Raw genomic sequence first — 16,958 nt, forward strand, 5'->3', positions numbered from 1 at the left:
CGAAGTTGGTCAAGAACGAGAATACGATTTCCACGAGCTGAAGGCCAGAGAGGAACCGTGGCGGAGTTCGAAAGCATCTGGAGCGATCTCCAGGGCGTCGCGTTTGAGCAGGGCTACGTCGACGCCGGTGGCGTGCGGACCCGCTATCTGCGGGCCGGCGACCCGGGTAAGCCGGTGTTGATGCTGTTGCACGGATCCGGTGGCCACGCCGAGGCGTACGTCCGCAACCTGGGGGCGCACGCCGAGCACTTCTGGACCTGGTCGATCGACATGCTGGGCCACGGTTACACCAGCAAGCCGGGCCACCCGCTGGAAGTTCACCACTATGTCGAGCACCTGATGGCGGTCCTGCGCACCATCGGCGTCAATCGCGCCAGCATCAGCGGTGAATCGCTGGGCGGTTGGGTCGCCGCCCGCGCCGCCATCGACCATCCCGGCGTGGTCGACCGGCTCGTCCTGAATACCGCCGGCGGCTCCCAGGCCGACCCGGTGGTGATGAAACGCATCATCACGCTATCCATGGCGGCCGCCGAAGACCCGACGTGGGAAACGGTGCAAGCGCGGATCAAGTGGTTGATGGCCGACAAGTCCAAGGGCTACGACGACCTGGTCGCCAGCCGCCAACGCGTCTATCGCCAACCGGGATTCGTCGACGCCATGCGCGACATCATGGCCCTGCAGGATCCCGAGATTCGGGCGCGCAACATCATCGGCCCGGGCGAATACGGTGCGATCACCGCGCCGACGCTGGTGCTGTGGACCAGCGACGACCCCACCGCGGACGTGACCGAGGGCCGCCGCATCGCGTCGATGATTCCGGGCGCCCGCTTCGAGGTGATGCCCGGCTGCGGGCACTGGCCGCAGTACGAGGACCCCAAGACCTTCAATCGGCTGCATCTCGACTTCCTCTTGGGGCGGTGATGGTCGACGCGGGGCGCGAGCCGGCAGGAATCGAGACCGAGGTCGTCGTTGTCGGTGCCGGCCCGGTCGGCCTGACACTGGCCAATATCCTTGGGCTGCAGGGCATCCGGACGGTGGTGGTCGACGAACGCGACACGCTGATCGACTATCCGCGCGGGGTGGGGCTCGACGACGAGGCGTTGCGGACCTTCCAGTCGATCAGGCTGGCCGATCGCATCGTGCCGCATACGGTGCCCAACCAGATCCTGCGGTTCGTCGACGCCAAGCGGCGGGTGCTCGCTGAAATGGCGCCGCCCGATGCGCGGTTCGGGTGGCCGAAGCGCAACGGTTTCGTGCAACCGCTGGTCGACGCCGAATTGCTGGCCGGGCTAAAACGATTCGGGCACGTCGAGGTGCGGTGGGGGTGTCCGATGGTGGCGTGTCAGGACGACGCCGACGGGGTGACCGTCGAACTCGGGGGTGAGCGCGACCATGAAACGTCCAGCCTGCGAGCGCGTTACGTGGTGGGTTGCGACGGCGGTCGCAGTATGACCCGCCGCATGATGGGCGTAACTTTCGACGGTACGACTTCGTCGACCCGTTGGCTGGTGGTCGACATCGCCAACGACCCGCTCGGTCACCCCAACAGCGAGGTCGGCGCAGACCCGGAACGCCCATATGCCTCGATCTCGATCGCGCACGGAATTCGCAGGTTCGAGTTCATGATTCACGCCGACGAGACCGACGAGCAGGCGCAGGATCCGGCGTTCCTGACGCGGATGCTGGCCCGGATGGTGCCGCACCCGGACCGCGTCGACGTGATCCGGCGCCGGGTCTACACCCATCATTCAAGGATCGCCGGCGCGTTCCGCAAGGGCCGGATGTTGCTGGCCGGGGACGCCGCGCATCTGATGCCCGTCTGGCAGGGCCAGGGTTACAACAGCGGCATCCGCGACGCGGCCAATCTGGGTTGGAAGCTCGCCGCGGTCGTGAACGGGCGTGCCGGCGAAGGCTTGCTGGACACCTATGACATGGAGCGCCGCAAGCATGCGCGGGCGATGATCGACCTTTCCACCATGGTGGGGCGAGTGATTTCGCCCACCAACCGCCGGGTGGCCGGCGCGCGAGACCTCCTCGTGCGGTCGGCGTCAATTGTGCCGTCGCTCAAGCGGTATGTCCTGGAGATGCGGTTCAAGCCGATGCCGCGCTACGAACAGGGGGCCGTTGTCCACGAACCCGGCACCGGCCGGGCCGATTCGGCGGTGGGCACGCTGTTCATCCAGCCCCGGGTCGACACCCGCGATCAGCAGAACGTGCTGCTGGACGACGTGCTCGGTGACTGGTTCGCGGTGCTCTGCTGGAACAACAACCCCCGCAAGATCCTGGGCGACGTCGCCTTCGCGAACTGGAAAGCCCTGGGCGCCCGATTCATTGCATTGCGGCCGCTGACCCAGCTGGACTGGACCGGCCACGACGATCCCGACGTCGTCGTCGTGGGCGATCGCGACGGCGCGGTCAAATCCTGGTTCGACACCCACCAGGAATCGGTTTTGTTCCTGCGCCCCGATCGGTGCATCGCCGGTGCGTGCATCGCTCAGCGCGCCCCAGACTTGAGCGCCGCGCTCATTGATGCACTCACGCTCACGCCGAGAGGGGGTGATCCGCAAAGTGACACTGGCTCTGTGCTGTATGTCGCACAGCCCGCTCCTGAATCTTCCGGGGCCGTCGCAGGACCTGCTTGACGACATCGAAGGCGCGATCGCCGGCGCGCGGCAATTCGTCGCCGACTACGACCCCGAACTCGTCGTCATCTTCTCCCCGGACCACTACAACGGGTTCTTCTACAAGATGATGCCGCCCTTCTGTATCGGGACGAGCGCCAACGGAGTTGGTGACTACGGCACCCATGCGGGGCCGCTCGACGTTCCGGAAAAGCTGGCCACCGAGTGCGCCAAAGCCGTCCTCGACGCGGGGGTCGACGTCGCGGTCTCGGCCTGCATGGACGTGGATCACGGGACCGTTCAGCCCCTTGAGAAGCTGTTCGGCGAGGCCACCGCACACCCGGTGATACCGATCTTCATCAACGCGATCGGCGTCCCACTGGGGCCATTGCATCGTTGCCGGGCACTCGGTGCGGCCGTCGGCAGCCATCTGGCCACGCTGGACAAGCGGGTCCTGGTGCTGGGATCCGGTGGGCTTTCCCACAGCCCGCCGGTGCCGACATTGGCGACCGCACCGCCGCCGGTACGGGAGCGCATCGTGCACGGCCGGCCGATGACGCCCGAGCAGCGCCAGGCCCGGCAGGCGGCCGTGATCGATGCGGCCAAGCGCTTCGCCGCCGGCGAGGACGAGCTGCAGCGACTGAACCCGGTGTGGGACCAGCGATTCCTCGAGATCATCGACGGCGGGTGGCTCGCCGAACTCGACCAGTGGTCGAACTCGTTCGTCGCGCACGAGGGCGGCGGCTCCGCCCAGGAAATCAGAACCTGGATCGCCGCATTCGCGGCGCTGGCGAGCGCCGGGCCGTACGAAACCGTGGGGCGCTACTACAAGCCGGCCGCCGAACTGATCGCCGGGTTCGCGATCAGAACGGCAGTGCTGAAATGACGGGGGAGGACGGCTTCGACCACGTTGTCGACGTACTCGTCGTCGGGTCGGGCGGCGGCGGCATGACCGCCGCCCTGACCGCCCAAGCCGCGGGGCTGGACGCGCTGGTCGTGGAGAAGTCATCGTTCTTCGGCGGTTCCACCGCGCTGTCCGGGGGCGGCATCTGGGTACCGGGAGCGCCCGCGCAGCGCAGGGAGGGCTACCTGCCCTCACCCGAGGGCGTCGTCGAATACCTGCAACAAATCACCGACGGATTGGTCAGCGAGGCGCGGATACGGCAGTACGTCGAGACCGCACCGAAAATGCTCGAATTCCTCGAACGGCTCTCCGGGTGGTGTGAATTCGTCTGGAAACCCGGTTACGCCGACTACTACCCGGAATTGCCCGGTGGATCCGAACTCGGCAGCACGATCAATGTGCCGCCCATCGACCTGCGGAAGCTGGGACCCGACGAGCACAAGCTTCTCCAGCCCTTGGCGCTGGCTCCCAAGGGAATCTGGCTGGGGCCCAAAGAACTCCGGACCTTCTACCGCATCCGGCAATCGTGGGCCGGCAAAGGCGTCCTCCTCAAGCTGATTTCGCGGATGGTCCGGGCGCGGCTGTTCGGCGAACGGATGGCGGCGATCGGGCAGTCACTGGCCGCGCGCCTGCGGCTGACCATGCGGGAACGCGGCATCCCGCTGTGGCTGGACTCGCCGATGACCGCGTTGCTCACCGACGCGGACGGAACGGTGACCGGGGTGTCATTGGAGAGGGGCGGTGAAACGCAGCGGATCGGGGCGCGCCTCGGGGTGATCCTGGCGTCCGGCGGCTTCGATCACGACCTGGCCTGGCGCAGGGAACTGCTCCCCGTGGTGGACCAGGACTGGAGCTTCGGCAACCCCGCCGCCATGGGCGACGGCATCCGGGCGGCGCAAAAGGTCGGCGCCGCAACCGAGTTGCTTGACGAGGCGTGGTGGTTCCCGGCCATCCAATGGCCGGACGGCCGCATGCAATTCATGCTCAACGAACGCATGATGCCCGCCCAGTTCATCGTCAACGGCGACGGCAAGCGCTTCATCAACGAGGCGGCGCCCTACATGGACTTCGGTCACGCCATGATCGACGGCCACAAATCCGGGGTCACGCACATCCCCTGTTGGCTGCTCACCGACCACAGGTCGTGGAATCGCTATGTCATCGGCGGCCATCTGCCGATACCGAAAATCCCGGGAGCACCGGTGCCCACCGGCCGCAAGGTCCCCTCGGCGTGGCTGGAATCGGGTGTGGTCAAGGCGGCGATGACGTGGGAGGAGATGGCGGACAGGATCGGTGTCCCCGCGCACAACCTGTCCGAAACCGCCAGACGCTTCAATGAACTCGCCCGCAAAGGCCACGACGACGACTTCAACCGCGGCGACAGCGTCTACGACAACTACTACGGCGATCCGACACTGCCCAACCCGAACCTGTACCCGCTGGGCGATCCGCCGTACTACGCATTCCGGATCGTCCTGGGCGACCTCGGGACGTCCGGCGGCCTGCGTACCGACGAACACGCGCGGGTGCTGCGGGACGACGACACCGTGGTACCGGGGCTGTACGCGGTGGGCAACACGTCCGCGCCGGTGATGGGACGCAGCTACGCCGGTGCGGGGGCGACGATCGGGCCCGCGATGACCTTCGGCTTCGTCGCGGCGAATCACCTTGCCGCACAAGCCGCCAACCGAACCCTTAATTCTCATAGGAGGTAGCAATGAAGATATCGCTGTTCTACGAATTCGCCCTACCGCGGCCCTGGGCGCCCGACGACGAGCACGTCATGATGCAAGACTGCCTCGACGAGGTCGAGGCCGCCGATAAGGCGGGCTTCTCCACCGTCTGGCTGACCGAGCACCACTTCCTCGAGGAGTACTGCCACTCAACGGCACCGGAAATCTTCCTGGCCGCGGCCAGCCAGCGGACCAAGAACATCCGGTTGGGCTTTGGCATCATGCACCTGCCACCCGTTGTCAATCATCCCGCCCGGGTCGCCGAACGCATCGCCACGCTCGACCTGCTGTCCAACGGCCGAGTGGAATTCGGCACCGGGGAGTCGTCCTCCGTCGGTGAACTCGGTGGATTCAACATCGATCCGGCTGACAAACGAGCCCAGTGGGAGGAGGCCCTCGAGGTCTCGATCCGCTGCATGATCGAGGAACCGTTCGCGGGCTTCAACGGCGAGCACGTGCAGATGCCGGCACGCAACGTCGTCCCCAAGCCGCTCCAAAAGCCGCACCCGCCGGTCTGGGTCGCCTGCACGCGCCCCGCGAGCGTGCAGATGGCTGCCCAAAAGGCAATTGGTGCACTGAGTTTCGCCTACACCGGGCCCGGACCGCTGACCGAGCGGGTGAACGGTTACTACAAGGAGTTCGAAGAGAACGGCGTGCCGGTTACCCCGCGGATCAATCCGAACATCCTGGCCATCGGCGGCGACCTGTCGATGATGGTCGCCAAGTCCGACGAGCAGGCGCTGCAACGGCTCGGGCAGGGCGGCGGCTTCTTCTCGTTCGGAATCATGCACTACTACATGACGGGAGTGCACACCCCCGGGCGGACCGGGGTTTGGCAGCGGTATCTCGAAGAGGTCGCGAAGGATCCGACGCTGGCGTACGGCCCCGGGCGGGGCGCGATCGGTTCTCCGGCCACGGTGCGGGAGTTCCTGCGCGGTTACGAGGAAAGCGGCGTGGACGAGATCATCCTGCTGCTCAACCCGCGCAGCCACGAGGGCACCATGGAATCCATCGAGCTGATGGGCTCCGAAGTACTGCCCGAGTTCATCGAGCGCGATGCGAAAGCAGTGGCCGAAAAGGCCAAGCGGTTGGAGCCCGTCATCGAGAAGGTTGAGGCGCGGCGGCCGGCATCGACGGCGCCGCAATTCGACGAGCACTATTCGTTCGGTGGCCTGCCGACCGGTCGGGGCGGTAAGTTCACCGCCAGCGAGATCCCCGAAGCCATGGCGGAGATCAATGAGGGCCGCGTCCAGGCGGCCCAGCGGTTGAAAGAACAGCAAGGCAAGTGACACCGGAAGCCGGTTGAGTCTTGGGACGAATCGACGAGCTGTGGCGTTACGACGGGCGCCGGGCGGTGGTGACCGGCTGCGCGTCGGGCATCGGCGAACACGTGGTGCGCCAGCTCACGGAGTTGGGGGCCGAAGTCGTCGGACTGGACAAGCGGCCGCCAGCCTTCGAAATCAACGACTTTCACGAGGTCGACCTTGCCGACCAAGGATCGATCGACGCAGCGGTCGTCGCCGTCGAGGGGCACGTCGACGCGCTCTTCAACGTCGCCGGCGTCTCGTCGGGCATCGGCAACCCGTCACTGGTCGTCACCATCAACTTCCTTGGGCTGCGGCATATCACCGAGGCGCTGATTCCGAGGATGCCGGCGGGGTCGTCCATCGTGAGCGTCTCGTCACTGGCGGCGGCGGCATACCGCGACCATCTCCGGTCGGTGGCGCCGCTACTGAACACCGCGACCATGCGGGAGGGCATCGACTGGTGCCACGCTCACCCCGACGCGCTCGCGGGCGGCGGCTATCAGTTCTCCAAGGAAGCGATCATCCTCTACACGATGCGAAGCGCCACCGTCCTCGGCGGGCGGGGAATCCGCATCAACTGCACCGGTCCCGGGGTAACCGAGACCCCGATCTTAGATCAGCTGCGCACGGCGTACGGTCAGGGTTTCCTGGATGACATCCCGAAGCCGTTGGGTCGGGTTTCCTATCCCGCCGAGCAAGCCGCGGTGTTGCTCTTCTTGAATAGTGCTGCGGCGAGCTATATCACGGGACAGATCATCTGGGTCGACGGTGGCAATGTGGGCGCCGCGATCGCTCGTGAGCTTGAGGAAGGAGCCCCGTGGCCGACTTGACTGATTTTCGCCGGGTCGCGCGTGACGTCTCTAATTGGGGACGGTGGGGAGACGACGACGAGCTCGGCACACTGAACTTTATTACCGAGGATAAGATTGCCCGGGCCGCAAGTCTGGTTCGGCATGGCAAGGTGTTTCCGCTCGGCGTCGACTTCGGTTCGTCTGGGCCACAGGGTGCCTTCGGTTTTCGGCACAACCCGATGCTTCTCATGACCGTGGACGGTGGGGATGCGAGCTCGCTTCCCCAGTATGGTCCCGAGTGGACGCAAAACCCGACGGCGCGGCAGTTGGGCAACTACTTCGTCGACAACCTGTTTCGCTTCAACGAGGACATGATCATCATGCCGTTGCAGGCGGCCACCCAGTGGGATGCGTTGTCGCATGTCTACTACGAAGACAAGCTTTACAACGGCTTTTCGTCGGGATCCGTGACGAGCTTGGGGGCCTACCACTGCAGCATCGACAAGGTTGATGTCAAGGGCATCACGTCGCGAGGCGTGCTGCTGGACCTCGTCCGTCACCGCAACGCGGAAGTCTTTCTCGAACAGGGTAATCCGATCACTCCCGAGGAGCTCGATGACGTCGTTCGCGCCCAGGGATTGACGCTCGAGAGCGGCGACATCGTGCTGATCCGGACCGGTTGGTGGACCAGGTTCTTGCAGACCGGCAACAAGACGGAGCCATTCTCCGGTCTGCACTGGCGCTGCGCCTCGTGGCTGCACGACCACGAGGTCGCGGCGGTCGCCTCGGACAACCTCCAGGTCGAGGACCTGGTATCCGATGTCGAGGGCGCATTTTTACCCTTGCATTTGCTGTGCCTGCGCGACATGGGGCTCATGCTCGGCGAGTACTGGGACCTCACCGCGCTGGCGGCCGACTGTGCCGAGGACGGGGTCTACGACTTTCAGCTCGTCGCGCCGCCTCTGAGATTCGTTGGGGCCGTTGGCTCACCGGTGAATCCGATAGCGATCAAGTGATGCAGATCCAGCGCAGAACCGCCACGGTCGACGGGCTGATCACCAGTTATCTGGAAGCGGGTGACGGCGACCCGGTGGTGCTGTTGCACGGCGGTGAGTTCGGTGCCAGCGCCGAACTCGGCTGGGAACGCAACATCGCCGCGCTCGCCGCGCGATACCGGGTGCTGGCGCCGGACCAGCTGGGTTTCGGGCAGTCGGCGAAGGTCATCGACTTCGTTGACGGACGTGGGATGCGGATCCGGCACGTGGCGCGGTTCTGCGAGTTACTCGGCGTCGACTCGGCGCACTTCGTGGGCAACTCGATGGGCGCCATCAACCTGCTGACCGACGCCACCTCGGACGCACCGCTACTGCCTGTCCGCACCCTGACGATCATCTGCGGGGGCGGCGAAATTCAACAGAATCAACACTTTGAGGCGCTACAGCAATACGACGCGACGTTGCCCGGCATGCGGCGCATCGTCGAGGCCCTGTTTCACGACCCGGGCTATCCCGCCGACGATGACTACGTGCGGCGCCGCTACGAGTCGAGCACCGCGCCCGGAGCGTGGGAGGCCGTCGCCGCGGCCCGGTTTCGTCGCCCGGGGGCCACACCGTCCGGCACGCCCTCGAGCGGCCGGCCCTACGAGCGCATCACCGCGCCGACGCTCGTCGTCGAGGGCGGAGACGACAAGCTCCTTCCGGCCGGGTGGGCCGCGCAGGTAGCCAAGGAGATCCACGGCGCCCGTTCAGTCGTGGTCGACAAGGCCGGCCACTGCCCGCAGATCGAGCAGTCGACGACGGTGAACCAGCTGCTGCTCGACTTCCTCGCCGCCGCAGTCTAGAAGACATACTCCAGGCGGGTCTGCATGCCGGCCTCCTGGTGATAAGTGTTGTGGCAGTGCAACATCCACACACCCGGATTGTCGGCCACCAGCACGGCGAGCAGCTTCTGCTTGGGCAGCACCATGAGCGTGTCCTTGCGTGCGCCGGGGCTGCCGTCGGCCTTGATCAGTTGGAACGTGTGGCCGTGCAGGTGGATCGGGTGATACATCATGCTGGCGTTGTCGAACGTGATGGTGGGCCGTTCTCCCTCTCGGATGTGCAGCGGCTCCGCGGCGCTGTAGGGCTTTCCGTTGATCGTCCAGTTGTATTGGGTCATGTTGCCGCCCAGCACGACCGGTAGGTTGAGGCCGGGCTGGGGCCGGCCCAGGTTGACGGGCGTTGTCGCCGTGAACATTTCCACCGTGCCCACCCGCCGGTTGAGTTCGGGCGGTTGAAGCCCCGGATCGGGCGCGCTGCCCGCCCCGGTCGACAACAGCGCCCGCCCCACGGCATTCTTTCCTTCCGCCAGTGCGACCAGCGGGAAAACGCCGTCGGCGGCGGTCACGATGACGTCGTAGCGCTCCGCCATGCCGATGAGCAGGGCGTCGACCTGGGCCGGTACCACGGGGTAGCCGTCGGTGTGGGTGACGGTCATCGAATGACCGCCCAGCGCCACACGGAACGTGGTGTCGGAACCGGTGTTGATGAAACGGATCCGGATACGCTGCCCGGGCTTCGCGCTGAAAGTCATGGGAGCGGCGGGAACTCGGCCGTTGACCAGATAGTAGGGGTAAGCGATGTCGCCGGCGTCGCCGCCGAGCAGATCACTTCTGCCGACGCTCCCGGCCGCCGGGGCGGTCGGACTGCTCGACGTGGTGGGGCTGGCCGACGTCGTCGAGGTTTCACTGGTGGACGATGTCGTCGAGGTCTCACTGGTTGTCGTGGTCGTCGAAGTGGTCGACGGTGTTGTTGACGTGGTCTCGGGGGCGCTTGACGGGGCGGGCTTGTTCGGGCTGGTCAGCTCGGTGTAGAGCTGCTGCGGCGATTTTCCGACGCCGTCGGTCCAATCATCAAGGACCACAATCCATTCGGCGTCATAGTTGCCCTCGGTGGGGTCGTCTACGATGACCGGTAGGTATAGGCCCATGTCGGCGTCCAGACCGGTGTGCGGATGGGCCCAGTAGGTGCCCGAATTCGGGACCGAGAACCGGTAGGTGAAGTCCTGGCCGGCAGGAATGTTGGGGGTGGCGGGGGCGGCGCCGTCCATGTCGTTGCGCAGCGCGATGCCGTGCCAATGCACCGACGTCGGATGGTCGAGCCGGTTACTCACCGTCACGACTAGTTCGTCGCCGATTCTGGCGCGGATCGGCGAGCCCGGGATGGTGTTTCCGTAGGCCAGGGTACGGACGACCGGTCCACCCAGGTCGACCTGGACCTGCTGGGCGGTCAGGCTGGCGGTGACGGTGCGGCCACTATGCGGCCGGGCGGCCTCGGCCGCGGCGATGGCCGCGGACATCTGGGCGTTGCCCGATAGTGCGGGCTTGGACTGACTGCACGCCGCCAACCCGAATCCGCCCGCGATGCCTGCGGCCATGAATCCGCGTCTGGTGAGGCGCGATTTGTCGACGGGGGCGCCGGGTGTGGGTCGCACAGGCATTGATCGCTCCTCGTCGTCATCGATCTCCGGCGCCTTATACCGTGCTCGGCCGCGGGGCTCAGCGCAACTACCTACGTGGTGGATGTCGGGATTGCCGCCAGGGCCATGCCGCGGAGGACAATGACAGCCCGCACGGCAATCTCGATGTGTTGTTTCCTAACGGGTGTCACTCGGCGCGCTGGAAGCCATCCAGACGCTGAATGTGGTCGGGTAGACGACCACGTCTTCGCCATCGACGGGGACGATGCTGCGGTCGTCGAGCACCGCACCGTAGTAGCGGGCGTCATTGTCGGTGACCACCTGGCGGTCATCGCCGGTTGCGGTGAACCGGGTCCGGATGAAGTCGTCCATACCCTGCTTCTCGGGGCCGGCGATGTTGATCACCCCATTGACCGGATCGCCGGTCGCCGCGCGGGTCACTGCCGTGGCGACGTCCGCGGCGGCGATGGGCTGGAACGCCCCGTGCGGTGCGCGAACCGTGTCGCCGTCCGCCATCGAATCGGCAATGCCGTCAACGAATTCGAAGAATTGAGTCGCCCGCACTATCGAATACGGAGATCCCGATTCCACGATCTCCTTCTCCTGGGCGGTTTTGGCCCGCATGTAGCCACTTTCGGCCGTCCGGTCGGCTCCGACGATCGAGAGGGCGACATGGTGTTGTACGCCGGCGGCCCGCTCCGCCTCGAGCAGGTTGCGGGTGGACGTGGTGAAGAAGTTCAGGACATCGTCGTCGGCCCAGGACGGCGAGTTGGAGACGTCGACGACCGTGTGGACGCCGGTGAGTGCCTCGGCGACGCTGTCGCCCGTCACCGTGTTAACCCCCGAACTCGGCGAGGCCGGGACAGCCTCGTGCCCCAACTCGGTCAGCTGGGCGACAACCTGCCTTCCGATAAGTCCGCTGCCACCGACGACCAATACCTTCATGAGCGCGCCTCCCCGAGTCTCCCGATGAACTGGCCCACTCAGCATGGCGCTTGCGCAAGCCGAGCGGAACCCTCAAAGTCTGCACCAGGTGGCGCCCGGGCCGGGGTAGCGCCTTAAATCAATTGCTTGACTTAACGCGCTAGGCGCCGATTAACTCATCGGGTGGTCAACGAATTGGACGGCAAGGTTGCCATCGTCACCGGCGGTGCGTCCGGCATCGGGCGCGGAATAGTGGAACGGTTTGTGGCCGAGGGGTCGCGGGTCGTCATCGCCGACACCGAGACCGACCGGGGAGAGGAACTGGCCGCAACGTTGGGCGCCGTCGCCGCGTTTCGGCGGACCGACGTCTCCGATCCCGAACAGGTCGGGGCGCTGATCGGCACCGCCGTGGAGAAATTCGGCGGTCTGCACGTCATGGTGAACAACGCCGGCATCTCGAGCCCGCTGCGCCGACTGCTCGACGACGATCTGGCCGATTTCCACCGGGTGATGGGGGTCAACGTCCTGGGAGTGATGGCCGGGACCCGCGACGCCGCCCGGCACATGGCCGAATCCGGTGGCGGATCGATCATCAACCTGACGTCGATCGGCGGCATCCAGGCAGGCGGCGGGGTGATGATCTACCGGGCATCCAAAGCCGCGGTCATCCAGTTCACCAAGTCCGCGGCAATTGAATTGGCGCGCCACGAAGTTCGGGTCAACGCCATCGCGCCGGGCAGTATCCCCACGCCGATCCTGGCTTCGTCGGCGGTTGACTTGGGCCCCGATGAGCTCGCGGGGTTCGAGGCGCGGATTCGCCAGGGAATGCGTGACGACCGGCCACTTAAGCGGGAGGGCACGCCCGAGGACGTCGCCGAGGCGGCGTTGTACTTCGCCACCGATCGGTCCCGCTATGTCACCGGGGCCGTGCTGCCGGTAGACGGGGGGACTTCCGCCGGGAAGGTGATCCGCCCCCGCAACGAGTCGCGCAAGGGTGAGTGAGGGCTTAGATGAGGGCTGAGTCAGGGCCCTTCCGCGGGATGTCCCGCGTGGGTCTCCAGCCGTAGCTTGGCCAGGGCTTCCGCCCGCTTAAGGTCTTCCACGCCAGCGCTTTCCACGATCACGTCGTGGGAATGCGCCAGCACGCTGAGCACAGCCTCGGGGGGTAGGTCGGGGAACTGGCGACCCAGCACCTCGGCCGCGCTCCTCAACTCGAACAGTTTCGGATACGCGCGATCGGCGGGCGCCGGCGGCACGACGCGGGTGACGTCCTGGGCGTGCTGCAGCACGGCAACGGTCTTCTTGCCCTCTTTGATCGGGGAATTGACCGGCGTCCAAACCTTGTAGATGAACTCGCCCGGATTCCGCCAGTCGGGAATGTCATAGCGCTGCACCCCGAGCCAATGCCGGATCCCGCGACGAAGGACCAACTCCAGCGACGCTGAAGCGTTGGCCACTCCGTCCGCTTCCGGATCACCGGGGTTATCCGGGAAGACGTCGAACAGCTGGTTGCCGAGCAGGCCCTCCCGCGGGTGCCCCGACACGCGCTCGCAGGCCGGATTCACCGCGCGGATGCGCAAATTCGCATCGGTCAACAGGTAGGGAGCCCACTTGGACTGAAACCACGCCGACTCCTCGATTGCCGAGACTCGGCTCGCTGACAACATGACTACCCCCGCAATGATTTACCGTCCTGACACCGCCACGTTGCAGCCGCGCAAGAAGCCATCGTCGCCCAGTGGGGCGGCTGGGGGCGAGGGACCTTTGTCACCCGTTGTCCGCTATGCGGCACCGAAGTGGAGATCGCCGAACTACACCGTCCCGAATTAAATCAATCGCTTGACTTAATCGACGGCGCACGGTTGACTAACCGCATGACCACCATCGGCCGGGCCGTTCGCACGGAGCGGGCCAGCTCAACCCAGGAAGCGATCCTGGTCGCGGCCGAGCGGTTGTACGCCGAGCACGGCATGTTCGCGGTATCGAATCGGCAGGTGAGCGAGGCCGCGGGTCAGGGCAATAACGCCGCGGTGGGCTACCACTTCGGGACCAAGGCCGACCTGGTGCGCGCGATCGAACAGAAGCATCGTGGTCCGGTCGAGCAGCTGCGCGAGCAGATGGTCCGCGAGCTACGCGAATCGGGTGGTTCGACCGAGATGAGGGACTGGGTGGCGTGCCTGGTGCGCCCGCTCACCGATCACCTCGAAGAGCTCGGCAACCCCACCTGGTACGCGCGTTTCGCGGCGCAGGCGATGACCGATCCGGCGTACTACAACATCATCGTCAAGGGTGCCCTCAGCTCGCCGTCCCTGGTTCAGGTCGTCGAGGGCATCAACCGCTGTCTGCCCGACCTGCCGTCCGAGGTGCGCTTCGAACGAAACATCATGGCCCGCAACCTGTTGATGCACACTTGCGCCGATCGGGAACGGGCGCTTGCCGCGGGCGCCTCGCCGCCCCAGCGATCCTGGCGGGCTGCCGCATCCGGTCTCATCGACGCGATCGTGGGTCTGTGGCTGGCGCCCGTGACACCGTACGAGTGAAGGGTCTGCAGATGAAAGTTACTGTCGACCAAGATGTTTGCGCTTCATCGGGAAACTGCGTGATGAACGCCCCCGAGGTGTTCGACCAGCGTGACGACGACGGTGTAGTCGTTCTGCTCAACCCCAATCCATCTTCCGAACAGGCTGAGGGCGCGCGGCGAGCTGCCGCGGCGTGCCCCGCACTGGCCATTCACATCGAGGAATGACATGTCAGAGACGCTGACGAACACTTCTGCGGCCGAGGCGGCCCCCGAAATCCCGGACTACCCGATGCCGAGGCAGGCGGGCTGCCCCTTCGCCCCGCCGCAGGGTGTCATGGCGCTGGCCGAAGCGCGCCCGCTGGCCCGAGTCCGGATCTGGGACGGCAGCACACCGTGGCTCGTCACCGGCTATGAGCAAGTGCGGGAGCTGTTCTCGGACTCGCGGGTCAGTGTCGACGACCGGCTGCCCGGGTTTCCGCACTGGAATGCGGGCATGTTGTCCACCGTGCACAAGCGTCCGCGATCGGTCTTCACCGCCGACGGGGAAGAGCACACCCGATTTCGGCGCATGCTGTCGAAACCCTTCACGTTCAAGCGCGTTGAAGGTTTGCGTCCGACCATCCAGCAGATCACCGACGACCACATCGACGCGATGCTGGCCGGCCCCCGCCCCGCCGACCTGGTCACCGCGTTGGCGCTGCCCGTCCCGTCGCTGGTGATCAGCCAGCTGCTCGGCGTTCCGTACGAAGACGCCGACATGTTCCAGCACCACGCCAACGTCGGACTCGCGCGTTATGCGACGGGTGAGGACACCGTCAAGGGCGCCATGAGCCTGCACAAGTACCTCGCGCAGCTGGTCGAGGCCAAGCTGGACAACCCGGCCGAGGACGCGGTTTCCGACCTTGCCGAGCGGGTGAAGGCCGGCGAGCTCAGCGTGAAGGAGGCCGCCCAGCTGGGCACCGGTCTGCTGATCGCCGGGCACGAAACCACCTCCAACATGATCGGACTCGGGGTGCTCGCGCTGCTGGTGAACCCGGACCAGCTGGCAGTCATCCGCGATGCCGAGGATCCCAAGGTCGTCGCCAGCGCGGTCGAGGAATTGTTGCGCTATCTCAGCATCATTCAGAACGGCCAGCGCCGCGTCGCGCTCGAGGACATCCATATCGCCGGGGAGACGATCCGCGCCGGCGAAGGCATCATCATCGACTTGGCCCCGGCCAACTGGGATCCGCAGGCCTTCGCCGAACCCGACCGGCTCTACCTGCACCGCTCGGGGGCCGACCGCAACGTCGCCTTCGGCTATGGCCGGCATCAGTGCGTGGGGCAGCAGCTCGCCCGCGCCGAGCTGCAGATCGTCTACCGCACCCTGTTGCGCCGCGTACCCACGCTGGAACTGGCCGTCCCGGTCGAGGACGTACCCCTCAAGGACGACCGGCTCGCCTACGGCGTCTACGAACTTCCCGTGACCTGGTAGCCCCCAGGTCGCTACTGTGAAAATGCCGATCCGAATGGAGGGTCAATGATGACGACTCACACAAGCACCGTTTCGCTTTACCCACCTGAAGGCTTCGGCGCCCCGAAGGACCGGCGCGGCCACGCGTCGGGCGCGGATGTCGGCCTGCCGGCGGGAACCGTGGTGTTCTCCGCGGACAATCACATCTCTCTGGCGGACGACATTTTCTACCAACGCTTTCCGGACGACCTCAAGGACAAGGCGCCGCGAATCTGGTACGAGGATGGCGCCTACCAGGTCGGCCGCAAGGGACAGTCGTTCCTGCCGGGTGACTTCAGCGCGGTACTGATGCAGTACGACGACCTGCCCGGCGCGGCGAGCACCAACATCGAGGCCCGCATCCAGGAACTGCACGACGACGGGGTCGATAAGGAGTTGGCCTTCCCCAACGCGATTTTGGCGCTCTTCCACTATCCGGACAAGGATCTGCGTGAGCTCGCGTTCCGCATTTACAACGAGTACATCGCCGAACTGCAGGAGCGCTCCAACGGCCACTTCTACGGCGCCGGGCTGATCAACTGGTGGGACCCGCAGGGCACCCGTAAGACCCTGGAAGAGCTGAAGTCGTTGGGGCTCAAGACCTTCCTTATGCCGCTGAATCCAGGCAAGGGTGATGACGGTAACCCGATCGATTACTCCAGCACTTCCATGAGGCCGGTCTGGGACGAGATCGAGGCCGCCGGTCTGCCCATTACGCACCACATCGGGGAAACGCCGCCAAAGAGCCCGACCGAGTTCAACAGTGTCGTCGTCGGCATGATGATCAACATCGATGGCTTCCGGGAGACCTTCTCCAAGTACATCTTTGGTGGCATACTCGACGATCACCCGGGCCTGCGGATCGGTTGGTTCGAGGGTGGCATCGCGTGGGTTCCCTGGGCCCTGCAGGACGCCGAGCACCTGGTGGCCTCATACCAGCACATGTTCAATCGCCCGTTGCAGCACGACGTGCGGTACTACTGGGACAATCACATGAGCGCGTCGTTCATGGTCGACCCGCTCGGACTGCAGCTGATCGACAAGATCGGTGTGGACAAGGTGATGTGGTCCAGCGACTACCCGCACAACGAAAGCACCTACGGCTATTCGGAGAAGTCACTGGCCGCCGTGGTCGATGCGGTCGGGCCCGCGGACGCGGTGAAAATAGTGAGCGGCAACGTCACCAAGTTCCTGGGCTTGTAGGGCAGG

The 16,958-nt window shown here is 65.6% G+C and carries 16 protein-coding genes; 13 read left to right on the plus strand and 3 right to left on the minus strand.

Annotated elements, in window-relative coordinates; all coding sequences use genetic code 11:
- Positions 1–57: 57 nt before the first annotated feature.
- Genes H7J89_RS07970 through H7J89_RS08005 form a run of 8 tightly spaced genes read left to right on the plus strand, consistent with a single transcriptional unit; the run spans position 58 to position 9,196 of the window.
- A complete protein-coding gene (locus tag H7J89_RS07970) occupies positions 58–921 on the plus strand; it encodes an alpha/beta fold hydrolase (RefSeq protein WP_264040630.1) in 864 nt (287 codons plus the stop codon).
- A complete protein-coding gene (locus tag H7J89_RS07975; RefSeq protein WP_264040637.1) occupies positions 921–2,642 on the plus strand; it encodes a bifunctional 3-(3-hydroxy-phenyl)propionate/3-hydroxycinnamic acid hydroxylase in 1,722 nt (573 codons plus the stop codon). Before H7J89_RS07970 ends, H7J89_RS07975 begins: the two co-directional genes overlap by 1 nt.
- Complete coding sequence (locus tag H7J89_RS07980; RefSeq protein WP_264040644.1) at positions 2,590–3,507, plus strand: 3-carboxyethylcatechol 2,3-dioxygenase; 918 nt, start codon at positions 2,590–2,592, stop codon at positions 3,505–3,507. Before H7J89_RS07975 ends, H7J89_RS07980 begins: the two co-directional genes overlap by 53 nt.
- Positions 3,504–5,240: an FAD-binding protein gene (locus H7J89_RS07985; RefSeq protein WP_264040653.1), complete on the plus strand. Its 1,737-nt coding sequence runs from the start codon at positions 3,504–3,506 to the stop codon at positions 5,238–5,240. Before H7J89_RS07980 ends, H7J89_RS07985 begins: the two co-directional genes overlap by 4 nt.
- A 2-nt stretch (positions 5,241–5,242) precedes the next feature.
- A complete protein-coding gene (locus tag H7J89_RS07990) occupies positions 5,243–6,547 on the plus strand; it encodes an LLM class flavin-dependent oxidoreductase (RefSeq protein ID WP_264040660.1) in 1,305 nt (434 codons plus the stop codon).
- A gap of 20 nt (positions 6,548–6,567) precedes the next feature.
- A complete protein-coding gene (locus H7J89_RS07995; protein ID WP_264040669.1) occupies positions 6,568–7,395 on the plus strand; it encodes a coniferyl-alcohol dehydrogenase in 828 nt (275 codons plus the stop codon).
- Positions 7,383–8,372 carry a cyclase family protein gene (locus H7J89_RS08000; protein ID WP_264040676.1) on the plus strand — a complete coding sequence of 330 codons (990 nt, stop codon included), beginning with the start codon at positions 7,383–7,385 and terminating at the stop codon, positions 8,370–8,372. The genes H7J89_RS07995 and H7J89_RS08000 overlap by 13 nt, the downstream gene beginning before the upstream one ends.
- Positions 8,372–9,196, plus strand: a complete 825-nt coding sequence (locus H7J89_RS08005; RefSeq protein WP_264040682.1) for an alpha/beta fold hydrolase — start codon at positions 8,372–8,374, stop codon at positions 9,194–9,196. The genes H7J89_RS08000 and H7J89_RS08005 overlap by 1 nt, the downstream gene beginning before the upstream one ends.
- Here the strand turns inward: H7J89_RS08005 and H7J89_RS08010 are convergent.
- Together H7J89_RS08010 and H7J89_RS08015 are read right to left on the minus strand one after the other, a co-directional pair.
- Positions 9,193–10,833 (minus strand): multicopper oxidase family protein, encoded by a 1,641-nt coding sequence (locus tag H7J89_RS08010; protein WP_264040688.1) that lies wholly within the window; start codon positions 10,831–10,833, stop codon positions 9,193–9,195. The two genes, H7J89_RS08005 and H7J89_RS08010, sit on opposite strands and share 4 nt — an antisense overlap.
- Positions 10,834–10,989: 156 nt before the next feature.
- Entirely contained in the window at positions 10,990–11,757 is a 768-nt protein-coding gene (locus H7J89_RS08015; RefSeq protein ID WP_264040697.1) for an SDR family oxidoreductase, read from the minus strand.
- A 162-nt stretch (positions 11,758–11,919) separates the two neighbouring features.
- Between H7J89_RS08015 and H7J89_RS08020 the strand changes: the two genes are divergently transcribed.
- Positions 11,920–12,738: an SDR family NAD(P)-dependent oxidoreductase gene (locus H7J89_RS08020; protein WP_264040704.1), complete on the plus strand. Its 819-nt coding sequence runs from the start codon at positions 11,920–11,922 to the stop codon at positions 12,736–12,738.
- 20 nt (positions 12,739–12,758) lie between these two features.
- Here H7J89_RS08020 and H7J89_RS08025 read toward each other — a convergent pair whose 3' ends face one another.
- Positions 12,759–13,403, minus strand: a complete 645-nt coding sequence (locus tag H7J89_RS08025) for a PAS domain-containing protein (protein WP_264040723.1) — start codon at positions 13,401–13,403, stop codon at positions 12,759–12,761.
- 207 nt (positions 13,404–13,610) lie between these two features.
- Here H7J89_RS08025 and H7J89_RS08030 point away from each other — a divergent pair, with 207 nt between their 5' ends.
- The 4 genes from H7J89_RS08030 (at position 13,611) to H7J89_RS08045 (ending at position 16,952) form a co-directional block, all read left to right on the plus strand.
- Complete coding sequence (locus H7J89_RS08030; protein WP_264040729.1) at positions 13,611–14,276, plus strand: TetR/AcrR family transcriptional regulator; 666 nt, start codon at positions 13,611–13,613, stop codon at positions 14,274–14,276.
- 11 nt (positions 14,277–14,287) lie between these two features.
- Positions 14,288–14,482 (plus strand): ferredoxin, encoded by a 195-nt coding sequence (locus H7J89_RS08035; protein WP_066958072.1) that lies wholly within the window; start codon positions 14,288–14,290, stop codon positions 14,480–14,482.
- Position 14,483: 1 nt separating this feature from the next.
- Complete coding sequence (locus H7J89_RS08040) at positions 14,484–15,731, plus strand: cytochrome P450 (protein WP_264040748.1); 1,248 nt, start codon at positions 14,484–14,486, stop codon at positions 15,729–15,731.
- A 159-nt stretch (positions 15,732–15,890) separates the two neighbouring features.
- Complete coding sequence (locus tag H7J89_RS08045) at positions 15,891–16,952, plus strand: amidohydrolase family protein (protein WP_264040876.1); 1,062 nt, start codon at positions 15,891–15,893, stop codon at positions 16,950–16,952.
- The last annotated feature ends 6 nt before the right edge of the window (positions 16,953–16,958 follow it).

Origin of the sequence: Mycobacterium paraffinicum, assembly GCF_025822865.1 — a bacterium.
In the GTDB taxonomy this organism is placed as follows: Bacteria; Actinomycetota; Actinomycetes; order Mycobacteriales; family Mycobacteriaceae; genus Mycobacterium; species Mycobacterium paraffinicum.